Below are 17286 nucleotides of genomic sequence, written 5' to 3'. Positions count from 1 at the left end.
CCAGCGTCGCGGTCGCCGCGGGAATGCCCGCCGGCTCGACATTCATGAAAAGACCGAGCAGCGGGGTCACGACCACCAACGGCAGGACGTTGACCGTCCAGTGCGCGCAGCATTTTACAAACACGGTCAAGGCCGTCATGTGCCGGCTGTCGGCCAGAAGCAGCAGGTCCAGGGAGCCGTCCTCACGATCAGCCTGGAACAGGCGCTCAAGCCCGAGAAGGCCGGCAAGCAGCGCTCCGATCCAGAGGATCGCCGGGCCAATGCGCGCAAGGAGGTTTAGATCCGGCCCGACGCCGAAAGGTATGACGGCGACAACGGCAAGAAAGAATAGCACACCGGTCAGCGCCCCGTTGCCGGTGCGCACGCCAATCTGCAGCTCGCGTCGGAAAAGCGCTAGCATGGTGCCACCAAAGGCGGCATTGGCGTGAGATGAAAGCGAATTTCACCCGTCTGAAAGGCAGAACATTCATCCCTGCCCCCCGTCATCCCGGCCGACTGGAAGGAGAGCCGGGACCCATTGAGAGGCACGGCCGGTCTCCGAGAAACCGACAAACAGCGCCAATCGGAGCCTGTAGCGAAACGGGGACTCGCCCCTTGGCATTCTCCCAATGGGTCCCGGATAGCCCTTCGGACTTCCGGGATGACGTGCCTTGCTTCACCTCGCCCCCCGCGGCGGCGGCCAAATGCCTTCATATCGCCGCCTCCCCCATGCGCAATTCACGCGCGCCCTTCAGGCCAAGCGGCAGATGTGTGGCGGCCATGATCATGCCGCCATCCTCCAGATGCACCGCCATCAGATCGGCGAACTGCGCTTCCGATGCCTTGTCGAGACCGGAGGTCGGCTCATCGAGCAGCCAGACGGGCCGATAACTCACCAGAAGCCGCGCGATGGAAGCACGCCGCCTCTGGCCCGTGGACAGATAGCCGAACGGCAAATGGCCGATATCGCCCAGACCCACCATCTCCAGCGCCTCGAATGGCGGCAGATGGGGCTCACCCATGAACTCCTGCCAGAAGCGCAAATTTTCCTCGACGCCAAGCTCGGCCTTCATTGCATTACGGTGGCCAAGATAATGGCAGGCTGAGGCGACATCGGGAAAAGCTTCGCCGCCGCCGGTAAACTGCACAGTGCCCCCACAGGCGGGCAAAAGGCCGCACACGACGCGCAACAAGGTGGATTTGCCGGCGCCATTTGGCCCCGTGACCGTCAGCGCCTCGCCTTCACCGAGCGTGAAGGAAATGCCGGCGAACACGGTCTCGCCGCCGCGCTCACCGCCAAGCCCCTCGGCAGCAAGCCGCATCATGTGGTCGTCCTTCGGCAAAGATATGGTCCTGAATTTTTTACGACATGGCAGATTTGCCATTTCTCACTCTAGAACTCTTCTACAAAATTCTCTATATCCGCCTCAACCACGCCAGCGGTCGGCGTGTAACTCTTTGTGCCGATACCCCGCGCGCGCGCCGCCTTGAACGGCCGGGACGCTTGGGGGCGGACAGCGGAAATGACCGTACCCGCACCTTTTGCGCGTGATGCCTCGAGGAGTCCGTTCCCGTTTCGGATAGCAGAACAGGATAGGATCGCCCGTGACCAAATCTCTAGACAGTTTCAATTGCCGTCGCACCCTCCAGGTGGGGGATGCGGAGTATGTTTATTTCGATCTCAAGGAGGCCGAGAAAAACGGGCTCGAAGGCATTTCCCGCCTGCCCTTCTCCATGAAGGTGCTGCTTGAGAACCTGCTGCGCAACGAAGACGGACGCTCGGTCACCAAGTCCGATATCGAAGCGGTCGCGGCATGGCTCGACGACCGGGGTACGGCCGGTCACGAGATCGCCTACCGCCCGGCCCGCGTGCTGATGCAGGACTTCACCGGCGTTCCCGCCGTGGTGGATCTGGCGGCCATGCGCGATGCCATGGTGTCGCTCGGCGGCGACCCGCAGAAGATCAACGCTGGTGCCAGTCGACCTCGTCATCGACCACTCGGTTATTGTCGATGAGTTCGGCACACCGAAGGCCTTCTCGCGCAATGTGGAGCTGGAGTACCAGCGCAATGGCGAACGCTACCGCTTCCTGAAATGGGGTCAGAAGGCGTTCAAGAACTTCCGCGTCGTGCCGCCCGGCACCGGCATCTGCCACCAGGTGAACCTCGAATATCTCGGTCAGGCCGTATGGACGAAGGATGAGGACGGCAAGACGATTGCCTATCCGGACACCTGCGTCGGCACCGATTCGCACACGACCATGATCAATGGTCTGGGCGTGCTGGGCTGGGGCGTGGGCGGCATCGAGGCCGAAGCGGCCATGCTCGGCCAGCCGATCTCCATGCTCCTGCCGGAAGTCATCGGCTTCAAGCTCACCGGCAAACTGAAGGAAGGCGTGACGGCCACCGATCTGGTTCTCACCGTCGTGCAGATGCTGCGCAAGAAAGGCGTTGTCGGCAAGTTCGTCGAGTTCTTCGGCGAAGGCCTCGACCATCTGACGCTGGCCGACGCCGCTACCATCGGCAATATGGGCCCGGAATACGGCGCAACCTGCGGCTTCTTCCCGGTCGATTCGGAAACGCTGAACTATCTCAATGTCTCCGGTCGCTCCAAGGACCGCATCGCGCTCGTCGAAGCCTACTGCAAGGCGCAGGGCATGTTCCGCGAGACGGGCACCGAGTATCCGGTCTTCACGGACACACTCGAGCTCGACCTTGGCGAAGTCGTTCCGTCAATGGCTGGCCCGAAGCGTCCCGAAGGCCGCATTCCGCTCGACAACATCGCATCCGGCTTCGCCGAATCGCTTGAGAAGGAATACAAGAAGGATCCGTCCACGCTGGAACAGCGCTGGCAGGTTGAGGGCGAGGATTACGACCTTGGCCATGGTGACGTGGCGATTGCCGCCATCACCTCCTGCACCAACACCTCGAACCCGAGCGTGCTGATCGGCGCCGGCCTGCTGGCCCGCAACGCCAACCGTCTTGGCCTCAAGCAGAAGCCATGGGTGAAGACCTCGCTTGCTCCGGGCTCACAGGTGGTTGCGGAATATCTGGAGAATTCCGGCCTGCAGAAGGAGCTCGACCAGATCGGCTTCAACCTCGTCGGCTTCGGCTGCACGACCTGCATCGGCAACTCCGGCCCGCTTCCGGCCCCGGTCTCCAAGACCATCAACGACAAGGGTCTGATCGCTGCCGGCGTTCTCTCCGGCAACCGCAACTTCGAAGGCCGCATCTCGCCGGATGTGCAGGCCAACTACCTGGCTTCGCCGCCGCTGGTCGTCGCCTACGCGCTCGCCGGCTCGGTGACCAAGGACCTGACCAAGGAACCAATCGGTCAGGACAAGGACGGCAACGACGTCTATCTGAAGGACATCTGGCCCTCCAATCAGGAGATCCAGGAGTTCATCCAGAAGAACGTCACCCGCGATCTCTTCGAGAAGAAGTATGCCGAGGTCTTCAAGGGCGACGAAAACTGGCAGGCCGTGCAGGTGCCGGAAGGCGAAACCTATGCATGGGACGACAAGTCGACCTATGTGCAGAACCCACCCTATTTTGTCGGCATGAAGAAGACGACCGGCGATGTGAGCGACATCAAGGGTGCACGCATTCTCGGCCTGTTCGGCGACAAGATCACCACCGACCACATTTCGCCGGCCGGTTCCATCAAGGCACAGTCGCCAGCCGGCAAGTACCTGATGGGCAATGGCGTGGGCGTTGCCGACTTCAACCAGTACGGCACGCGTCGCGGCAACCATGAAGTGATGATGCGCGGCACCTTCGCCAACATCCGCATCCGCAACCACATGCTGGGCGAAAACGGTACCGAAGGCGGCTACACGATCCACTATCCCTCCAAGGAGGAGATGTCGATCTATGACGCAGCCATGGAATACCGCAAGGAAGGCGTGCCGCTGGTGGTGTTCGCCGGCGGCGAATACGGCAACGGCTCCTCGCGCGACTGGGCTGCCAAGGGCACCAATCTGCTCGGCGTCCGCGCCGTCATCTCTGAGAGCTACGAGCGCATCCACCGCTCCAATCTGGTTGGCATGGGCGTCATTCCCTTCGTCTTTGCCGACGAAGGAACGAGCTGGTCAAGCCTCGGTCTGAAGGGCGATGAAACCGTCACCATCGACGGGCTCGAGACCATCAAGCCGCGCGCCACGGTGAACGCGAAGATCACCTTTGCCGATGGTTCGGTAAAGGAGGTTCCGCTTCTTTGCCGCATCGATACGCTGGATGAGCTTGAATACTTCAAGAATGGCGGCATCCTGCAATACGTCCTGCGCGACCTGGCCGCCTGATCCGCCCACGGGATCGCTTCAGTCAGACCGCCGGCGGAAACGCCGGCGGTCTTTTTTTGTTTCTGCCATTGGAAACCGCGCTGCGGGCCGGTCTCACCTGAACGTGACTTCTTGTTGAGGCGGGGTCGCTCCTATAGTTCTGAAACAAAGCAATGATCGCTTCACATCCCAAACGGAGAGCGCATGTTTCGGCTCTGGATACCCGGCCATTTTCTGGCTGTGGCTTTAGGCTTATTGGCCTTCACTGACCCCGGCAGTGCCGAAAGCACCAGCCGCCCGGTCGGCCCGATCGGTGTTGTGGAGCTCTTTACGAGCCAGGGCTGCAGTTCCTGTCCACCGGCAGACGCCGTGCTGGGTGAACTCGCGGCACGAGGCGATGTTGTCGCCCTCGCTTACCACGTCGATTACTGGGACTATCTGGGCTGGCGTGATGCGCTCGCAAGCCCGGCGAACTCCGAACGGCAGAGAAGATATGCCGGTGCACTTCAAAGGGCATCCGTCTACACGCCACAGGCCATCGTCAACGGCCGGCGCGACATGAATGGCGCGGACCGGGGCAAGGTCACTTCAACGCTTGAAGCCCTCGCAGGAACCGTGGACGGACTTCAGGTGGATATTTCCCTCAAGGACATGGGCGACACCATCGTCGTCAATGTCGGCTCAATACCCGAGAACCTGAAGGGCGAGCCCATCAATGCGCACCTGGTCTTTGTCGATTACACGCCGCAAAGCACAGTGGATATCCGCGCCGGCGAAAACCGTGGCCGATCGATACAATATCGCAACGCGGTCAACCGCATCCAGACGATCGGCATGTGGGATGGCGCCGCCAAGAGCTTCGAAATGCCCAAGGCCGAACTGGTGCAGAAGGGCAATGGCTGCGCACTCCTGCTCCAGCGCGTCGACAAAGACGGTCGACCGGGCGCGATATTGGGCGCATTTGCCATGAACCCGTAGAGCATCGGACCGAAAAGTGGAATCCGGTTTTCGGGCTATTCCGATGCTCCATCAATAATTTAGATCGTCCTTTGTGCGTCCGGACGGACGCACGGCGATCCAGGATCAGGACCTGGGTGAGTAGCCGCGCGGCTTGGTCCCAAAAGAAAAACCGGCGCTGACTCATTCAGCACCGGTTTTGATCTCTTGGGACCGCTGCCCGCTCGGACATCCGAGAGTTGGTTCGATCCGGTCATGACCCCGAGGGCGGGGGGGCTTGGGGTTTTCGGGATCCGTGTCCGGACCGAACCGTCTCAGGCAACGGGTGGATCGTTGCGGCACAATGGGGCGTGAGCTTGGACAAAATGCGGCAAGAAAAAGGCAAGTCATCACCAATTCCGACAAACGGTCCTGATTTGTGACTACCGGCTAACAATTGAGGCTTGCAGAGCAAGATTGGCCGTGCCGGCAAAAGATGTGGGTAACTCTAACCACTCTGATGAACCATGCCATCAAGAAGGATGAGGCGCTTTTTTTTGCATCTCAGGCCCGGCCAAATGCAGCCCGGGGAATGCGGGCTTGCAATTCCGCCTATGGCGGGCGAACCTTCCCCTGTCACCAAATCGTCATGAGGTACAGCCAATGACCGATTACGGCAGCGCGGGGGAGGATAGGGACGGCTCCGGGATACTGATCCCGCTGCACGAGGCACGCAGGGCACGTTCCGATCTCCCCGTAACCTTCGAGCGGCGCGAACTGGATCAGATTCTGCGCATCTATGGCCGCATGGTCGCGGCAGGCGAGTGGCGTGACTACGCCATCGATCATCTGAGGGACCGGGCGGTGTTCTCCGTGTTCCGGCGAACCAGCGAAGTCCCGCTGTTTCAGATCGTCAAGGATCCCAAGTTGACACGGAAGCAGGGTGCCTACAGCGTTATCGCCGCCACAGGCGCAATCCTGAAACGCGGGCATGAATTGGCACGCGTTCTGGCCGTGTTCGACAAGAAGCTGAAACTCGTCACCTAGAGCATCGGGCCGACAAGCGGAATCCGGTTTTCGGATTATTCCGATGCTCCATCAATATTTTGGATCGTCCTTTGTGCATCCGGATGGACGCACGACGATCTAACCGGCATCAACGAACCGACTCGCCCCGAAACAGACGTTCGGGGATGGAATCGGGATCGGGCGGCGCACGATCGCCCTCATTCAGCGTAAGCTGCATAAACACCGTGTCGAGCCAGCGCCCGTGCTTGAAACCGCTGCCGCGAAGAATGCCGGCATCGCGGAAACCTGCGGCCCGATGCAGTTTTACCGAGGCGCTTTCCTCCGAGCCGTCGCCGATAACGGCGACGATCTGGCGAAATCCGCACCGTTCGCACGCTTCAACCAGAGCCTGAAGCAAAAGCCGCCCCACGCCGCGACCCTGCGCTTCCGGCGCCAGATAAACGGAATCCTCGACCATGAAGCGATAGGCCCGTCTCGGGCGAAACGGACCCGCATAGGCGTAACCGAGAATCTCGTCTTCATTCTCAGCAACGATATAGGGGTAGCCATTGCGAACGAGCGCCTCCATGCGCTCGCGCATCTCGGCCTCGCCCGGCGGTTCAAGCTCATAGCTTGCCGTGCCCCCGGCAACGGCGTGCGCATAGATGCGGGTGATGGCCGGGAGGTCAGCCGGCGTTGCGGGGCGAATGGTGGGTTTCATGGAAACTCGGTGGTCGCTCTCGAATGAAGCAAAAGAAAGGGCGGCCCGAAAGCCGCCCTCTCCATAGCACTGTTTCTGGTTCCGCGCCCGCTACTCGCGATTTCCGAGGAACTGCAGCAGGAACATGAACAGGTTGATGAAGTCGAGATAGAGACGCAGCGCGCCCATGATCGCCTTGCGGCCGGACACGGTGGCATCGTCGCCCTCGTAATACATCTCCTTGATCTGCTGGGTGTCGTAGGCCGTCAGGCCGGCGAACACCAGCACGCCGATCACCGAAATGGCGAACTGCAGCGCCGATGAGCCGAGGAAAATGTTCACGATCGAGGCAATGATGATGCCGATCAGACCCATGAACAGGAACGACCCCATGCCCGAAAGGTCACGCTTGGTCGTGTAGCCCCAGAGCGAAAGCGCGCCGAACGAAGCGGCGGTGATGAAGAAGGTGCGGACGATGCTCTCGCCCGTGTAGACGAGGAAGATCGTCGACAGGGACAGACCCACCAGAGCCGAATAGACCCAGAAGGTTGTCTGTGCCGCTCCCACGCTCATGTTCTGAATGCGGAAACTCAGGAAGAACACCAGCGCAAGCGGTGCGAGAATGACAACCCAGCGGAAGGCGCTGGCATAGATGAGCTGGCCGAAAGCCGTGAGCTGGCCGTCGGCGATGGCAAGGTTGAACGCGCCAAAGGCTGCAAGGCCGGTGATCGCCAGGCCGAGCGCCATAAGGTTGTAGACGCGGATCATATAGCGCGCAGGCCCTCGTCGATGGCCGCGTCCGCGCGCACGCCGGGCGTTGCGCGGGCCTGATAGTTACGAAGGTCAGCCATAATTACCCCTTTCTGGCTTAAATCCCGTCCGGTGACGGCCACGAGGCCGTGCGCCGCTGGCGGGATACCAGCATGCGTAGATCAAATATGATGTCAGTTTGTGTTCAGGACAAGACCTCCCCACGCCGGAAATGCACCTGCGGCAACAGTTCGCGGGCGAAACGGCACCTCTCCATGCGCAGGGTTAACGGTTTTTCACGCTCACAGATTGCGCAGAACCGGCGCCGCCTTGTGTCCGAGAACCCGCCAAGTGCCAATCAGGCCGAAGCCAACCGTCATCACCAGCGCCACCACAACGGTGGTGAACGCCACCTCCGGCAGGAAGCTTGAGGGCAGGCCCATCACCTGCGCCACCACAAACCAGGCAGCAATCCCGCCCGCAAGCAGCGCGAACACCGCCGTGGCAAGACCGATCAGCAGATATTCGAGCGAAAAGGCGGCAATCAGCGTGCGCCGTGTAGCACCCAGCGTCTTCAGGACCACGGCATCGTGCACCCGCGCCCGGTTGCCGGCTGCCAGTGCACCGGAAAGCACGAGAACCGAGGCAATCAGCGCAACGGCGGCTGCCGCACGGATTGCGGTGGCCAATTGCTCGACAAGCCGGTTCACCACATCGAGCGCATCTTTCACGCGCACGGTGGTCACCGTCGGGAAACTGCGCGTAACGGCATTGAGAATCTGCGATTCGTCAGCCTGTGTCGCTTCCGCATCCGTCAGCGTCGCCAGCCAGGCGTGCGGAGCGCCGGCAAATGTGTTGGGCGAAAACACCATCACGAAGTTGATCGCCAGAGACTCCCATTCGACGGCGCGGAAATTGGCGATTCGCGCCGTGACGTCACGCCCGAGCACGTTGACGGTGATCGTGTCTCCAATCTTGAGACCAAGCTCTCCACCCTCCTCCGCCGTGAAGGAAACGAGCGGTTCGCCCTGATAATCTGCCGGCCACCAATCACCCTGTGTCAGCGTGGCGTTTTCGGGCGCGTTGCGGGCATAGGTGATGCCACGGTCACCCCGCAGCACCCAGCCGCCCTCTGGCGGAATTTCCATATCACGCACATTCACATCGTTGAGCGCGGTAATGCGCCCGCGCAGCATCGGCACCTGGATCAGTTTGCCACCGGGCGCTTCCCGCTTCACCAGATCAGCAAAGGCTTCCACCTCACCGCTCTGGATGTCGACGAAAAAGAAGTTTGGCGCGACGTCCGGCAGATTGCCGGTGATCTGCCGGCGCAGATTGCCGTCGATCAGCGCCAGCGTGGCAAGCAGCGTGAGACCGAGGCCCAGCGAAAGCACCACGGAGGGCGTCAGCGCGCCGGGGCGATGGATATTGCCGAGCGCCAGGCGCAGCGGCGTCGAGGTTACACGCGGACTGCGGCGCGCCAGCACTCAATGCCAAGCGCCACAACCCTCAGCACGATGAAGGCAAACACGGTCGCGCCGACAAAGATCGCAGCCATGCGCCGGTCGTCGGAAAACCAGACCGCGAAACCGGCAAGACCCGCCGCGATGGCAACCGAAAGAGCGATATAGACGGGACGCGGCCAGCCGCGCCCATCGACACCCATTTCCCGGAAAAGCGCCGTCGCCGGCACATCCCGTGCCCGGCCGAGCGGCATCAGCGCGAACACAAGCGTGATCATCACGCCAAAAAGCGCCGCCACCATAAGCGCCGCCGGATAGACGCCGCCCGTCGCGGGAACCGGCAGGACATTCGCCAGAACAGCCGATGCGCCGAACGGCATCAGGGCGCCGATCACCAGGCCGGCGAGAACACCAATCCCGGCGATCATCAGGATCTGCACGAGGTAAACGGTGAAGACGAAACCGCCGGAAGCGCCAAGGCTCTTGAAGGTCGCAATCACGGCACGCTTGCTGTCGAGGTAGGCTCGAACCGCGTTGGCAACCCCCACGCCCCCCACCACAAGAGCCGTTAGCCCCACCAGGGTGAGAAACTGCGAAAACCGTTCGATATTGCGCGAAAGCGAGGGCGCCGCGTTGCTGCGCGTACGGATGCTCCACCCGGCCTCCGGAAACGCGGACGCGGCTCGCGCCTGCACAGTTTCGAGAGCGCCCGCGTCGCCATTGAGCCGCACTTTGTAGACGTGCTCGACAAGACTTCCCGGCTGGATGAGCCCGGTCGCCTGAAGCGCGTCCAGCGAAATCATCAGCCGCGGCGCAAAGCCGAACCCGTCGGAAACGGCATCCGGCTCGCTGACAAGCACGGCACGCAGCTCGATGGTCTCCCCACCCAGCATGATGCGGTCGCCGACACCGAGACCCAGCCGCTCGAAAAGCAGTTGAGGCGCCGCGGCGCCATACGCGCCCGCCTTTTCATCGAAGAGTTCGGCATGGGAAAGCTGCGGCTCGGTCACCCGCTCTCCATAGAGCGGATAGAGCGCGTCGACCGCCTTCACCTCCACGAGCGTCTGGTCGGAACCGTCCGGGAGCCGCGCCATGGAGCGCATGTTCGCGCTCTCGGCAACGTCGCCCAGCCCGGAAAGGAACGACAGCTCGGCATCGCCGGCACGCCTCTGGTTCAACTCGAAACGCAGATCGGCGGCAAGCAGCGACTGGCCTTCGGCTTCCACGGCTCCGGTAATAGCCGTGGCGACGGAGTTGACGCCACCAATGGCGCCCACGCCCAGCGCAATGCAGGCCAGAAAGATGAAAAAGCCCGAGAGCCCGCCGCGCATCTCGCGCAAGGAGAAACGAAATGCCAGGCTGAGGCTGCGACGGAAGCTCATCTCGTCCGAATTCATGCCATTGCGGCCTTCTCGACCGCGACCTCGGGCTCGATGCGCCCCGAGCGCATCGCCACCTGTCGCTCGCAGCGTGCGGCAAGGGCGGGATCGTGGGTAACGAGCACAAGCGACGTCCCCCGCTCCTTCGCCTTGGCAAACAGCATATCGGCAATCTGCCGGCCCGTGGCCTGATCGAGATTGCCGGTCGGTTCGTCGGCGATCAGGATCGCCGGCCCCGGCGCCAGCGCACGGGCAATGGCCACGCGCTGCTGCTCACCGCCCGAGAGCTCGCCCGGATAGTGTGTCAGGCGCTGCGAAAGACCGACAGCGGCCAGTTCCTCCTCGGCCGCACCGAACGGATCGGCATGCCCGGCCAGTTCCAGCGGCACGGCGACATTCTCCAGCGCCGTCATGTTGGGGATGAGGTGAAAGGACTGGAAAACGATACCGATCGAACGGCCGCGAAAGGCGGCAATCGCATCTTCGCTCAGCCCGTTGATCTGCGTCCCACCAACGCGCACGATGCCGTCATCGACGCGCTCGAGCCCTGCGATCACCATCAGCAGTGTGGACTTGCCCGAACCGGAAGGGCCGACAATCGCTGTCGAGCGTCCCCGTTCAACGGAGAGGCTTACCCCTTTGAGAACATGCACCGAGGAAGCGCCCTCGCCCAGCGTCAGCGAAACGTTCTCAAGTTCGATCACGGCTTCTGTCACGGAAAAGACATCCTATATTGGGAAGAAATGACGCTGGGATCGTACAAACGCACGATTCTGGCAAATATGGGTTATCCCGCATGGCATTCAAATTTTTTCGTCCTTCCGGCCAGTTCACAAAAATTTCATCGGCCGCCGCAGCACTCATGCTGGCGCTTTGCATCGCCGTGACCGCACGAGCCGAAACCGCCGGGGCAATTGAAATCGTCGGTTTCGGCGACAGTCTTATGGCGGGCTACAATCTCGGGCCGGGAGAAGGTTTCCCGGAGCAGCTCGAAGACGCGCTCAGGGCGGAAGATTACGATGTTGCAATCACCAATGCCGGCGTATCCGGCGACACCACCAGCGGCGGGCTTTCACGCCTTGAGTGGTCCGTTCCCGAAACGGCAGACATTGTGCTTCTGGAGCTGGGCGCCAACGACATGCTGCGTGGCATTCCCCCCGCATCCACCGAGCAAAATCTCGATCGGATGATCTCCACACTGAAGGAACGCGGGCAGCACGTGATCCTGGCCGGCATGCTGGCCGCGCCCAATCTCGGCGAAGACTATGCCGCCGCCTTCAACCCGCTCTATGAGCGGTTGGCGGAGAAACACGAAATCCCGCTCATCCCGTTCTTTCTCGACGGCGTGGCCGCCGAACCGTCACTGCTTCTGGAAGACGGAATGCACCCGAATGCCCAGGGCGTCGCACGCATGGTGGAGCGCATCCTGCCCACCTTCCGCGAAGTGCTCGACGAGCAACAGGAAGAAGGCACGTAAAACTTGATGAAGAAACCGCTTGCTCACGGTGGCAATCGGTGATTCGCTGTCATTGACAGTGCGATTCGAGGAGGTTGCCATGCCGCGACTTTTCACCGCCCTCGAGATCCCGCGTGACGCCGCTTTGTCGTTGTCACTTCTGCGCGGGGGCCTCCCAGGAGCTCGTTGGATCGACATCGAAAACTATCATCTGACATTGCGGTTCTTTGGCGATGTGGAAGGCCACACGGCCGACGAGATCGCCAATGCCCTCGATAGGGTTCGGCGGCCAGCTTTCACGATGAAGCTATCCGGTGTCGGGGCCTTCGGGCAGAAGAAACCGCACTCCATCTGGGCCGGCGTGTCCGCTTCGCCCGATCTCTACGCCCTGCAGGGTGAGATTGAAGGCATCTGCCGGCGCTTACGACTGCCGCCGGATCCCAGGAAGTTCACACCGCATGTAACGCTGGCGCGCCTGAAGAACGCCAATCCACGCGACGTGGCAAACTATCTTTCCGCCCGCGGCAACTTTGCCTCGGTGCCCTTCAGCGTGGGCCGTTTCGTGCTCATGTCGTCGCGTGCCTCGTTCGGCGGCGGGCCGTATATCATAGAGGAAGCCTGGCCTCTGGTGGGTGCGGACCACGACCGTCAGGCGAGTTTCGACAACAGTGCTTCGGAAGCTTCGCGGATCGTCTGGTAGACCGACGCGAAGCCATCATCGCCCCCGTAGTAGGGGTCGGGAATGTCGAGCGTTCGGCCGTCTGCATAATTGAGGAAGAGGTGGATCTTCCCTGCCGCCGCCTCCGGCGCTCGCTCACGCAGCGTCCGGACATTATTGCGGTCCATGCCCAGAAGCAGGTCGAACCGTTCAAAGTCCCTGGCGTTCACCTGTCGCGCCCGCTGCATGGAGATATCGACACCGAACCGGCGGGCGATCTCGATAGAACGTGGGTCGGGCGCATTGCCCACATGCCAGGCACCCGTTCCGGCAGAATCGATCATGAAATCCGCATCCCGCCCGCGCTCGGCCACCACACTGCGAAACACGCCCTCGGCGAGCGGTGAACGGCAGATGTTGCCGAGACAGACAAACAGGATCGAGGTACGGGGCTTTGCGTTCATGGTCTATGCGCTATCATCCGGGTGATGGTTCCGACAGGCGATACCATGGAGAGAAGCAATGGCAAGGGCAAAGCTCGATCCGGCAGCACTGGAACAGGCGCTCAGAACACTCGACGGATGGGATCTCGCGGAGGATGGCGGCTCCATCCAGCGGCGTTTCGTTTTCGCCGATTTCTCCGAAGCGTTCGCCTTCATGACGCGTTCGGCACTGATGGCCGAGAAACTCAACCATCACCCGGACTGGTCGAATGTCTACAAGACCGTGGATGTCAGTCTGTCCACGCATGATGCGGGCGGGCTGACCGAGCTCGATCTGAAGCTCGCTGCCGCAATGAACGACCTGGCCCGCGGCTGATCCAGCCATCGCTTCCAGCTGAGCATTGAATTTTGCAGGCTGATTCCCACATCTTTGCCTGCAGGAGCACACAATGGAAGATGTGAAAATCGGCGAAATCCTTGAACCTGTCGGGCCCGGCGAGAACCGGGAACGCGAGGAACGTGTGCGCGCCAAGTTCTGGCGCACGGTGAAGAAGGCCGCCCGCCAGGTGCCCTTCATGGAAGATCTTGTCGCTGGCTATTACTGCGCGCTCGACAATGACACACCGCCAAAGGTGCGTGGCATTCTCCTCGCCGCACTGGCCTACTTCGTGCTCCCGCTTGATGTAGTGCCCGATTTTCTGCTGGGTTTCGGCTTTACGGATGACGTCGCCGTGCTGGCGGCGGCACTCAACGCCGTACGCCGCCACATCACGCCGGCGCATCGCATTGCCGCCAGACAGGCCCTCACGGAAACCGAACGCAAAGCCTAGAGCATCGCCCGAAAAGTGGGATCCGATTTTCGGATTATTCCGATGTCCCATCAATAATTTAGATCGTCCTTTGTGCGTCCGGATGGACGCACGACGATCTAGCCAGTCAAATTCTTGCCTCTTTCATTCGTTTCAACCGGAAATGAAGGGTGTTCGGGAGTTGACGCATTTTTTGCGGCAACGGACAATCGGGGTTGAACGCATGAAGAATCCGTCGATTCGCTTCACGCTTTGGTAACCCAGATTAAATAAAAATGAAGTGATCTAGAGGGACCAGCCGGTCTCCAAACACTGGCAGAAAAAGACGGTCAAGACGATGCGCGTACTGATTTCGACACTGATGCTCATTTGCGGAATGGCGGCGGCAAGCCCCGCGCTGGCCCAGGCAACGGCGGTGGGACAGCATCGCGACTGGGGTGTCTACAGCTACCAGTCCGGTAACGGCAAGGTGTGCTACGCCATGAGCGTGCCGAAGGAAAAGCAGCCGGCCAGCCTCGACCATGGCGATATTTTCTTCTTCGTCAGCCAGAAGCCCGGTCAGAACGTGGCTTCAGAACCGCAGTTCATCGCCGCCTACAATTTCCAGTCGGGATCCAAGGTGATCGTCACGATTGGCAACAAGAGGTTCAGCATGTTCACCCAGGGCAAATCCGCCTGGCTGGAAAATGCCGCCGAGGAGCCCCAGTTGATCGCCGCCATGAAGGGTGGTTCGGACATGAAGATCGCAGCCAAATCCGGCCGCGGCAACGACACCGGCTACACCTTCTCGCTGAGCGGTGTCACCGCCGCGATCAACGCGACGCAGAACTGCAAATAGCGTTCCGCAAAACCGGGTTTGCCGCCGCCATGGGTGACGGCGGCCCGCAAGCGTGCTATGAGCGCGGCAATTGAAGGGTGGCCCCGGCTTTCGGAGTGAGCCACCCGCAACGCACTTCAAGAACGCCATGGCACTGACACTCGACCTATCCACGCCTGCGGGCCGCGCCGACCTGCGCCCCCAGGCCACCGCAGACAGGCAATCGCTGATCGGGCTTTCGCGCGATGAACTCGCCGAGGCCCTTCTTTCGCTCGACGTGACCGAACGGCAGGCGCGCATGCGCGTACGCCAATTGTGGCACTGGCTCTATGTGCGCGGCGTTTCCGATTTCTCGCAGATGTTCAACATCTCCAAGGATTTGCGCGCAAAGCTCGATGAGCGCTTTACAATCGCCCGCCCGGAAATCATCGAAGAGCAGATTTCGAAGGACGGCACCTGCAAGTGGCTGATGCGCTTTCCGGCGCGCGGCGCGGGTCGCCCGGTCGACGTGGAAACGGTCTACATTCCCGAAGAAGGCCGTGGCACGCTGTGCATCTCCAGCCAGGTAGGCTGCACGCTTACCTGCACCTTCTGCCACACCGGCACGCAAAAGCTGGTTCGCAATCTCACGCCAGGAGAAATTCTCGACCAGCTTCTCGTCGCGCGCGATCGCCTCGGCGATTTTCCCGATGCCGACACACCCGACGGGGCCATCGTGCCGGCGGAAGGCCGCAAGGTCACCAACATCGTCATGATGGGCATGGGCGAGCCGCTCTACAATTTCGAGAATGTGAAGCAGGCGCTTCTCATCGCCTCCGATGGCGAGGGCCTTTCGCTCTCAAAGCGCCGCATCACGCTCTCAACCTCCGGCGTGGTTCCGGAAATCTATCGCACCGGCGAGGAAATCGGCGTCATGCTGGCGATCTCGCTGCACGCCGTGCGCGATGAGCTGCGCAACGAGCTGGTGCCGATCAACAAAAAGTATCCGCTGAAGGAGCTGCTCGACGCCTGCCGCGCCTATCCGGGCCTCTCGAACGCGCGGCGTATCACCTTTGAGTATGTGATGCTGAAGGGTGTCAACGACTCGCTCGACGATGCCCGCGAACTGGTGCGGCTTCTGAAGGGCATCCCTGCCAAGATCAACCTGATCCCCTTCAATCCATGGCCGGGCAGCGACTATGAATGCTCCGACTGGGAGCAGATCGAGGAGTTTGCGGATCTGGTCAACAAGGCCGGATACGCCTCGCCCATCCGCACCCCGCGCGGACGCGACATCCTGGCCGCCTGCGGTCAGCTCAAATCCGCATCGGAGCGGATGAAGAAGGCCGACCGGCTGAAGCTGGAAGCATGATGATCGCCGGCCACGGCGAATAGGGCAATTCTGGCTCACCGCGCCTGCGCTGTCAGGATCTTCAGCGCAAAGGCCGAGAAAACGCCTGCGAACAGATAGTCGATCACGCGGGTGACACGCGGGCTCTTCTTCAGAAGCTTGGAAAAACTGTCTGCCGCGATCACCATCGGCGCGACGATGGGCAGCGCCAGCGGAATGAACAGAAGCCCAAGAAAGAACAACTTGCCCGGCGCGTGCGGATCGCTGGCCGACACGAACTGCGGCAGAAATGTCATAAAGAACAGGATGATCTTCGGGTTCAGAAGATTGATGCCGAGCCCCGTGGCCCAGTTCTTCAAGAGCGACCGCCCCGCCCCGCCCTTCTTTTCCGGCGAGAAGGCGGAGCCTTTGCGGATCGCCTGGATGGCCAACCAGATCAGATAGCCCGCACCGAACACCTTGAGCGCGAGGAATGCCTCGGGTGAAGCGACAATCAGCGCCGAGAGCCCCAGCGCCACAAGCGCCGTGTGGATCATGATCCCGGTCATCGCACCGAACATGCAGGCGAAGCCGGCCGCCCTGCCCTGGCTCAGCGCCCGGCCGACGAACAGCGTCATATCCGGGCCCGGCGTAATCGAAATCACGAAGGTGGCGAGGGCAAACTGGAGAATGGTGGCGAAGTCGGGAATGAAGGTCATGGAAGTGCTTCCGGCACGGTGTTGATCTGCTGGAAGCTAACGCAGGATCAGACCCGACGCCAGCAGCATGATTGGGAGGCCGCTGGTGCAGGATCAGATCGTTTCCGTGACCTTCTTGAGCTTGTCTGGTGTGTCCGGATTGAGCCCACGCTCCCGCGCGACCCGCTCGATCAGGCGATAGTAACCGACGAGCGAGACCAGCGGGTCCACCTGGCCATGGCCGGTGGATGGCGTTCTGATGGTGAGTTCTCCGAGATCACGCGAAGAGAAGCTCGCAATCTGCGCACCGAAGCCGCGCAGCTTTTCGAGCGACTGCGCGCTTGAAGCAAGCGCTGCGTCTTCCGGCACAAAGGCTAGAATGGGAAAGCCCTTGTCGACCAGCTGCATGGGTCCGTGCATTAGCTCGGCGAGGGAGAAGGCTTCCGCATGAAGCTGAGCCGTCTCTTTTGCCTTCAACGCCGCTTCCAGCGCGATGGCGAAGCCCGGGCCACGACCGGCAGTGTAGATCGACCCGGCATTTGTCAGGAGTGGCAGCGCCGGCTCCCAGTCCACGTCGCAGGCGGCGGCCAGCGCCCCGGGCA

General features: G+C 61.4%; 14 protein-coding genes and 4 pseudogenes. 9 read left to right on the top strand and 9 right to left on the bottom strand.

Features of this window, described 5'->3' with window-relative positions:
- Positions 1-400 (bottom strand): heme exporter protein CcmB (locus JCM21793_RS18510; protein WP_025031310.1); only part of this gene is annotated, 400 nt, incomplete at its 3' end.
- A gap of 289 nt (positions 401-689) precedes the next feature.
- Entirely contained in the window at positions 690-1301 is a 612-nt protein-coding gene (gene ccmA / locus JCM21793_RS18505) for a heme ABC exporter ATP-binding protein CcmA (RefSeq protein WP_025031309.1), read from the bottom strand.
- Between the two features lie 283 nt (positions 1302-1584).
- On the opposite strand from ccmA, the pseudogene acnA reads away from it, so the two are divergent.
- The 3 genes and pseudogenes from acnA (at position 1585) to JCM21793_RS18490 (ending at position 6241) form a co-directional block, all read left to right on the top strand.
- Positions 1585-4279, top strand: a pseudogene (gene acnA, locus JCM21793_RS26930) (aconitate hydratase AcnA).
- 183 nt (positions 4280-4462) lie between these two features.
- On the top strand, positions 4463-5236 hold the full coding sequence (locus tag JCM21793_RS18495) for a DUF1223 domain-containing protein (RefSeq protein WP_244439863.1): 774 nt from the start codon (positions 4463-4465) through the stop codon (positions 5234-5236).
- Between the two features lie 621 nt (positions 5237-5857).
- Positions 5858-6241 (top strand): DUF2794 domain-containing protein, encoded by a 384-nt coding sequence (locus JCM21793_RS18490; RefSeq protein ID WP_025031307.1) that lies wholly within the window; start codon positions 5858-5860, stop codon positions 6239-6241.
- A gap of 109 nt (positions 6242-6350) precedes the next feature.
- Here the strand turns inward: JCM21793_RS18490 and JCM21793_RS18485 are convergent, their stop codons facing one another.
- From JCM21793_RS18485 to JCM21793_RS18470, 4 genes and pseudogenes are all read right to left on the bottom strand, one after another.
- Positions 6351-6923 (bottom strand): GNAT family N-acetyltransferase, encoded by a 573-nt coding sequence (locus JCM21793_RS18485; protein WP_025031306.1) that lies wholly within the window; start codon positions 6921-6923, stop codon positions 6351-6353.
- Positions 6924-7013: 90 nt separating this feature from the next.
- Positions 7014-7753, bottom strand: a pseudogene (locus JCM21793_RS26925) (Bax inhibitor-1/YccA family protein).
- Positions 7754-7954: 201 nt separating this feature from the next.
- A pseudogene (locus JCM21793_RS26920) lies at positions 7955-10497 on the bottom strand (ABC transporter permease).
- An 11-nt stretch (positions 10498-10508) separates the two neighbouring features.
- Complete coding sequence (locus tag JCM21793_RS18470) at positions 10509-11210, bottom strand: ABC transporter ATP-binding protein (RefSeq protein WP_007010681.1); 702 nt, start codon at positions 11208-11210, stop codon at positions 10509-10511.
- 80 nt (positions 11211-11290) lie between these two features.
- Here JCM21793_RS18470 and JCM21793_RS18465 point away from each other — a divergent pair, with 80 nt between their 5' ends.
- Entirely contained in the window at positions 11291-11971 is a 681-nt protein-coding gene (locus JCM21793_RS18465) for an arylesterase (RefSeq protein ID WP_025031305.1), read from the top strand.
- A 79-nt stretch (positions 11972-12050) separates the two neighbouring features.
- Positions 12051-12650: an RNA 2',3'-cyclic phosphodiesterase gene (gene thpR, locus JCM21793_RS18460; protein WP_025031304.1), complete on the top strand. Its 600-nt coding sequence runs from the start codon at positions 12051-12053 to the stop codon at positions 12648-12650.
- Here thpR and JCM21793_RS18455 read toward each other — a convergent pair.
- Positions 12599-13072, bottom strand: a complete 474-nt coding sequence (locus JCM21793_RS18455; RefSeq protein ID WP_025031303.1) for a low molecular weight protein-tyrosine-phosphatase — start codon at positions 13070-13072, stop codon at positions 12599-12601. The two genes, thpR and JCM21793_RS18455, sit on opposite strands and share 52 nt — an antisense overlap.
- A 58-nt stretch (positions 13073-13130) precedes the next feature.
- Between JCM21793_RS18455 and JCM21793_RS18450 the strand changes: the two genes are divergently transcribed.
- The 4 genes and pseudogenes from JCM21793_RS18450 (at position 13131) to rlmN (ending at position 16051) form a co-directional block, all read left to right on the top strand.
- Positions 13131-13427, top strand: coding sequence for a 4a-hydroxytetrahydrobiopterin dehydratase (locus tag JCM21793_RS18450; protein ID WP_007010685.1), 297 nt, complete (start codon positions 13131-13133; stop codon positions 13425-13427).
- A 73-nt stretch (positions 13428-13500) separates the two neighbouring features.
- Entirely contained in the window at positions 13501-13881 is a 381-nt protein-coding gene (locus JCM21793_RS18445; RefSeq protein ID WP_007010686.1) for a YkvA family protein, read from the top strand.
- A 316-nt stretch (positions 13882-14197) separates the two neighbouring features.
- Entirely contained in the window at positions 14198-14698 is a 501-nt protein-coding gene (locus JCM21793_RS18440; protein ID WP_007010687.1) for an invasion associated locus B family protein, read from the top strand.
- A 127-nt stretch (positions 14699-14825) separates the two neighbouring features.
- Positions 14826-16051 (top strand): annotated as a pseudogene (rlmN, locus tag JCM21793_RS26915) (dual-specificity RNA methyltransferase RlmN).
- 12 nt (positions 16052-16063) lie between these two features.
- Here the strand turns inward: rlmN and JCM21793_RS18430 are convergent.
- On the bottom strand, positions 16064-16705 hold the full coding sequence (locus JCM21793_RS18430) for a LysE family translocator (protein ID WP_025031302.1): 642 nt from the start codon (positions 16703-16705) through the stop codon (positions 16064-16066).
- A 93-nt stretch (positions 16706-16798) separates the two neighbouring features.
- A partial coding sequence (locus JCM21793_RS18425; RefSeq protein ID WP_025031301.1) for an SIS domain-containing protein occupies positions 16799-17286 on the bottom strand: 488 nt, incomplete at its 5' end.

The organism is Nitratireductor aquibiodomus NL21 = JCM 21793, from assembly GCF_000615975.1.
Classification (GTDB): domain Bacteria; phylum Pseudomonadota; class Alphaproteobacteria; order Rhizobiales; family Rhizobiaceae; genus Nitratireductor; species Nitratireductor aquibiodomus.
The sequence above is the reverse complement of the archived record's forward strand: the minus strand, read 5'-3'. Positions and strand labels throughout refer to the sequence as shown.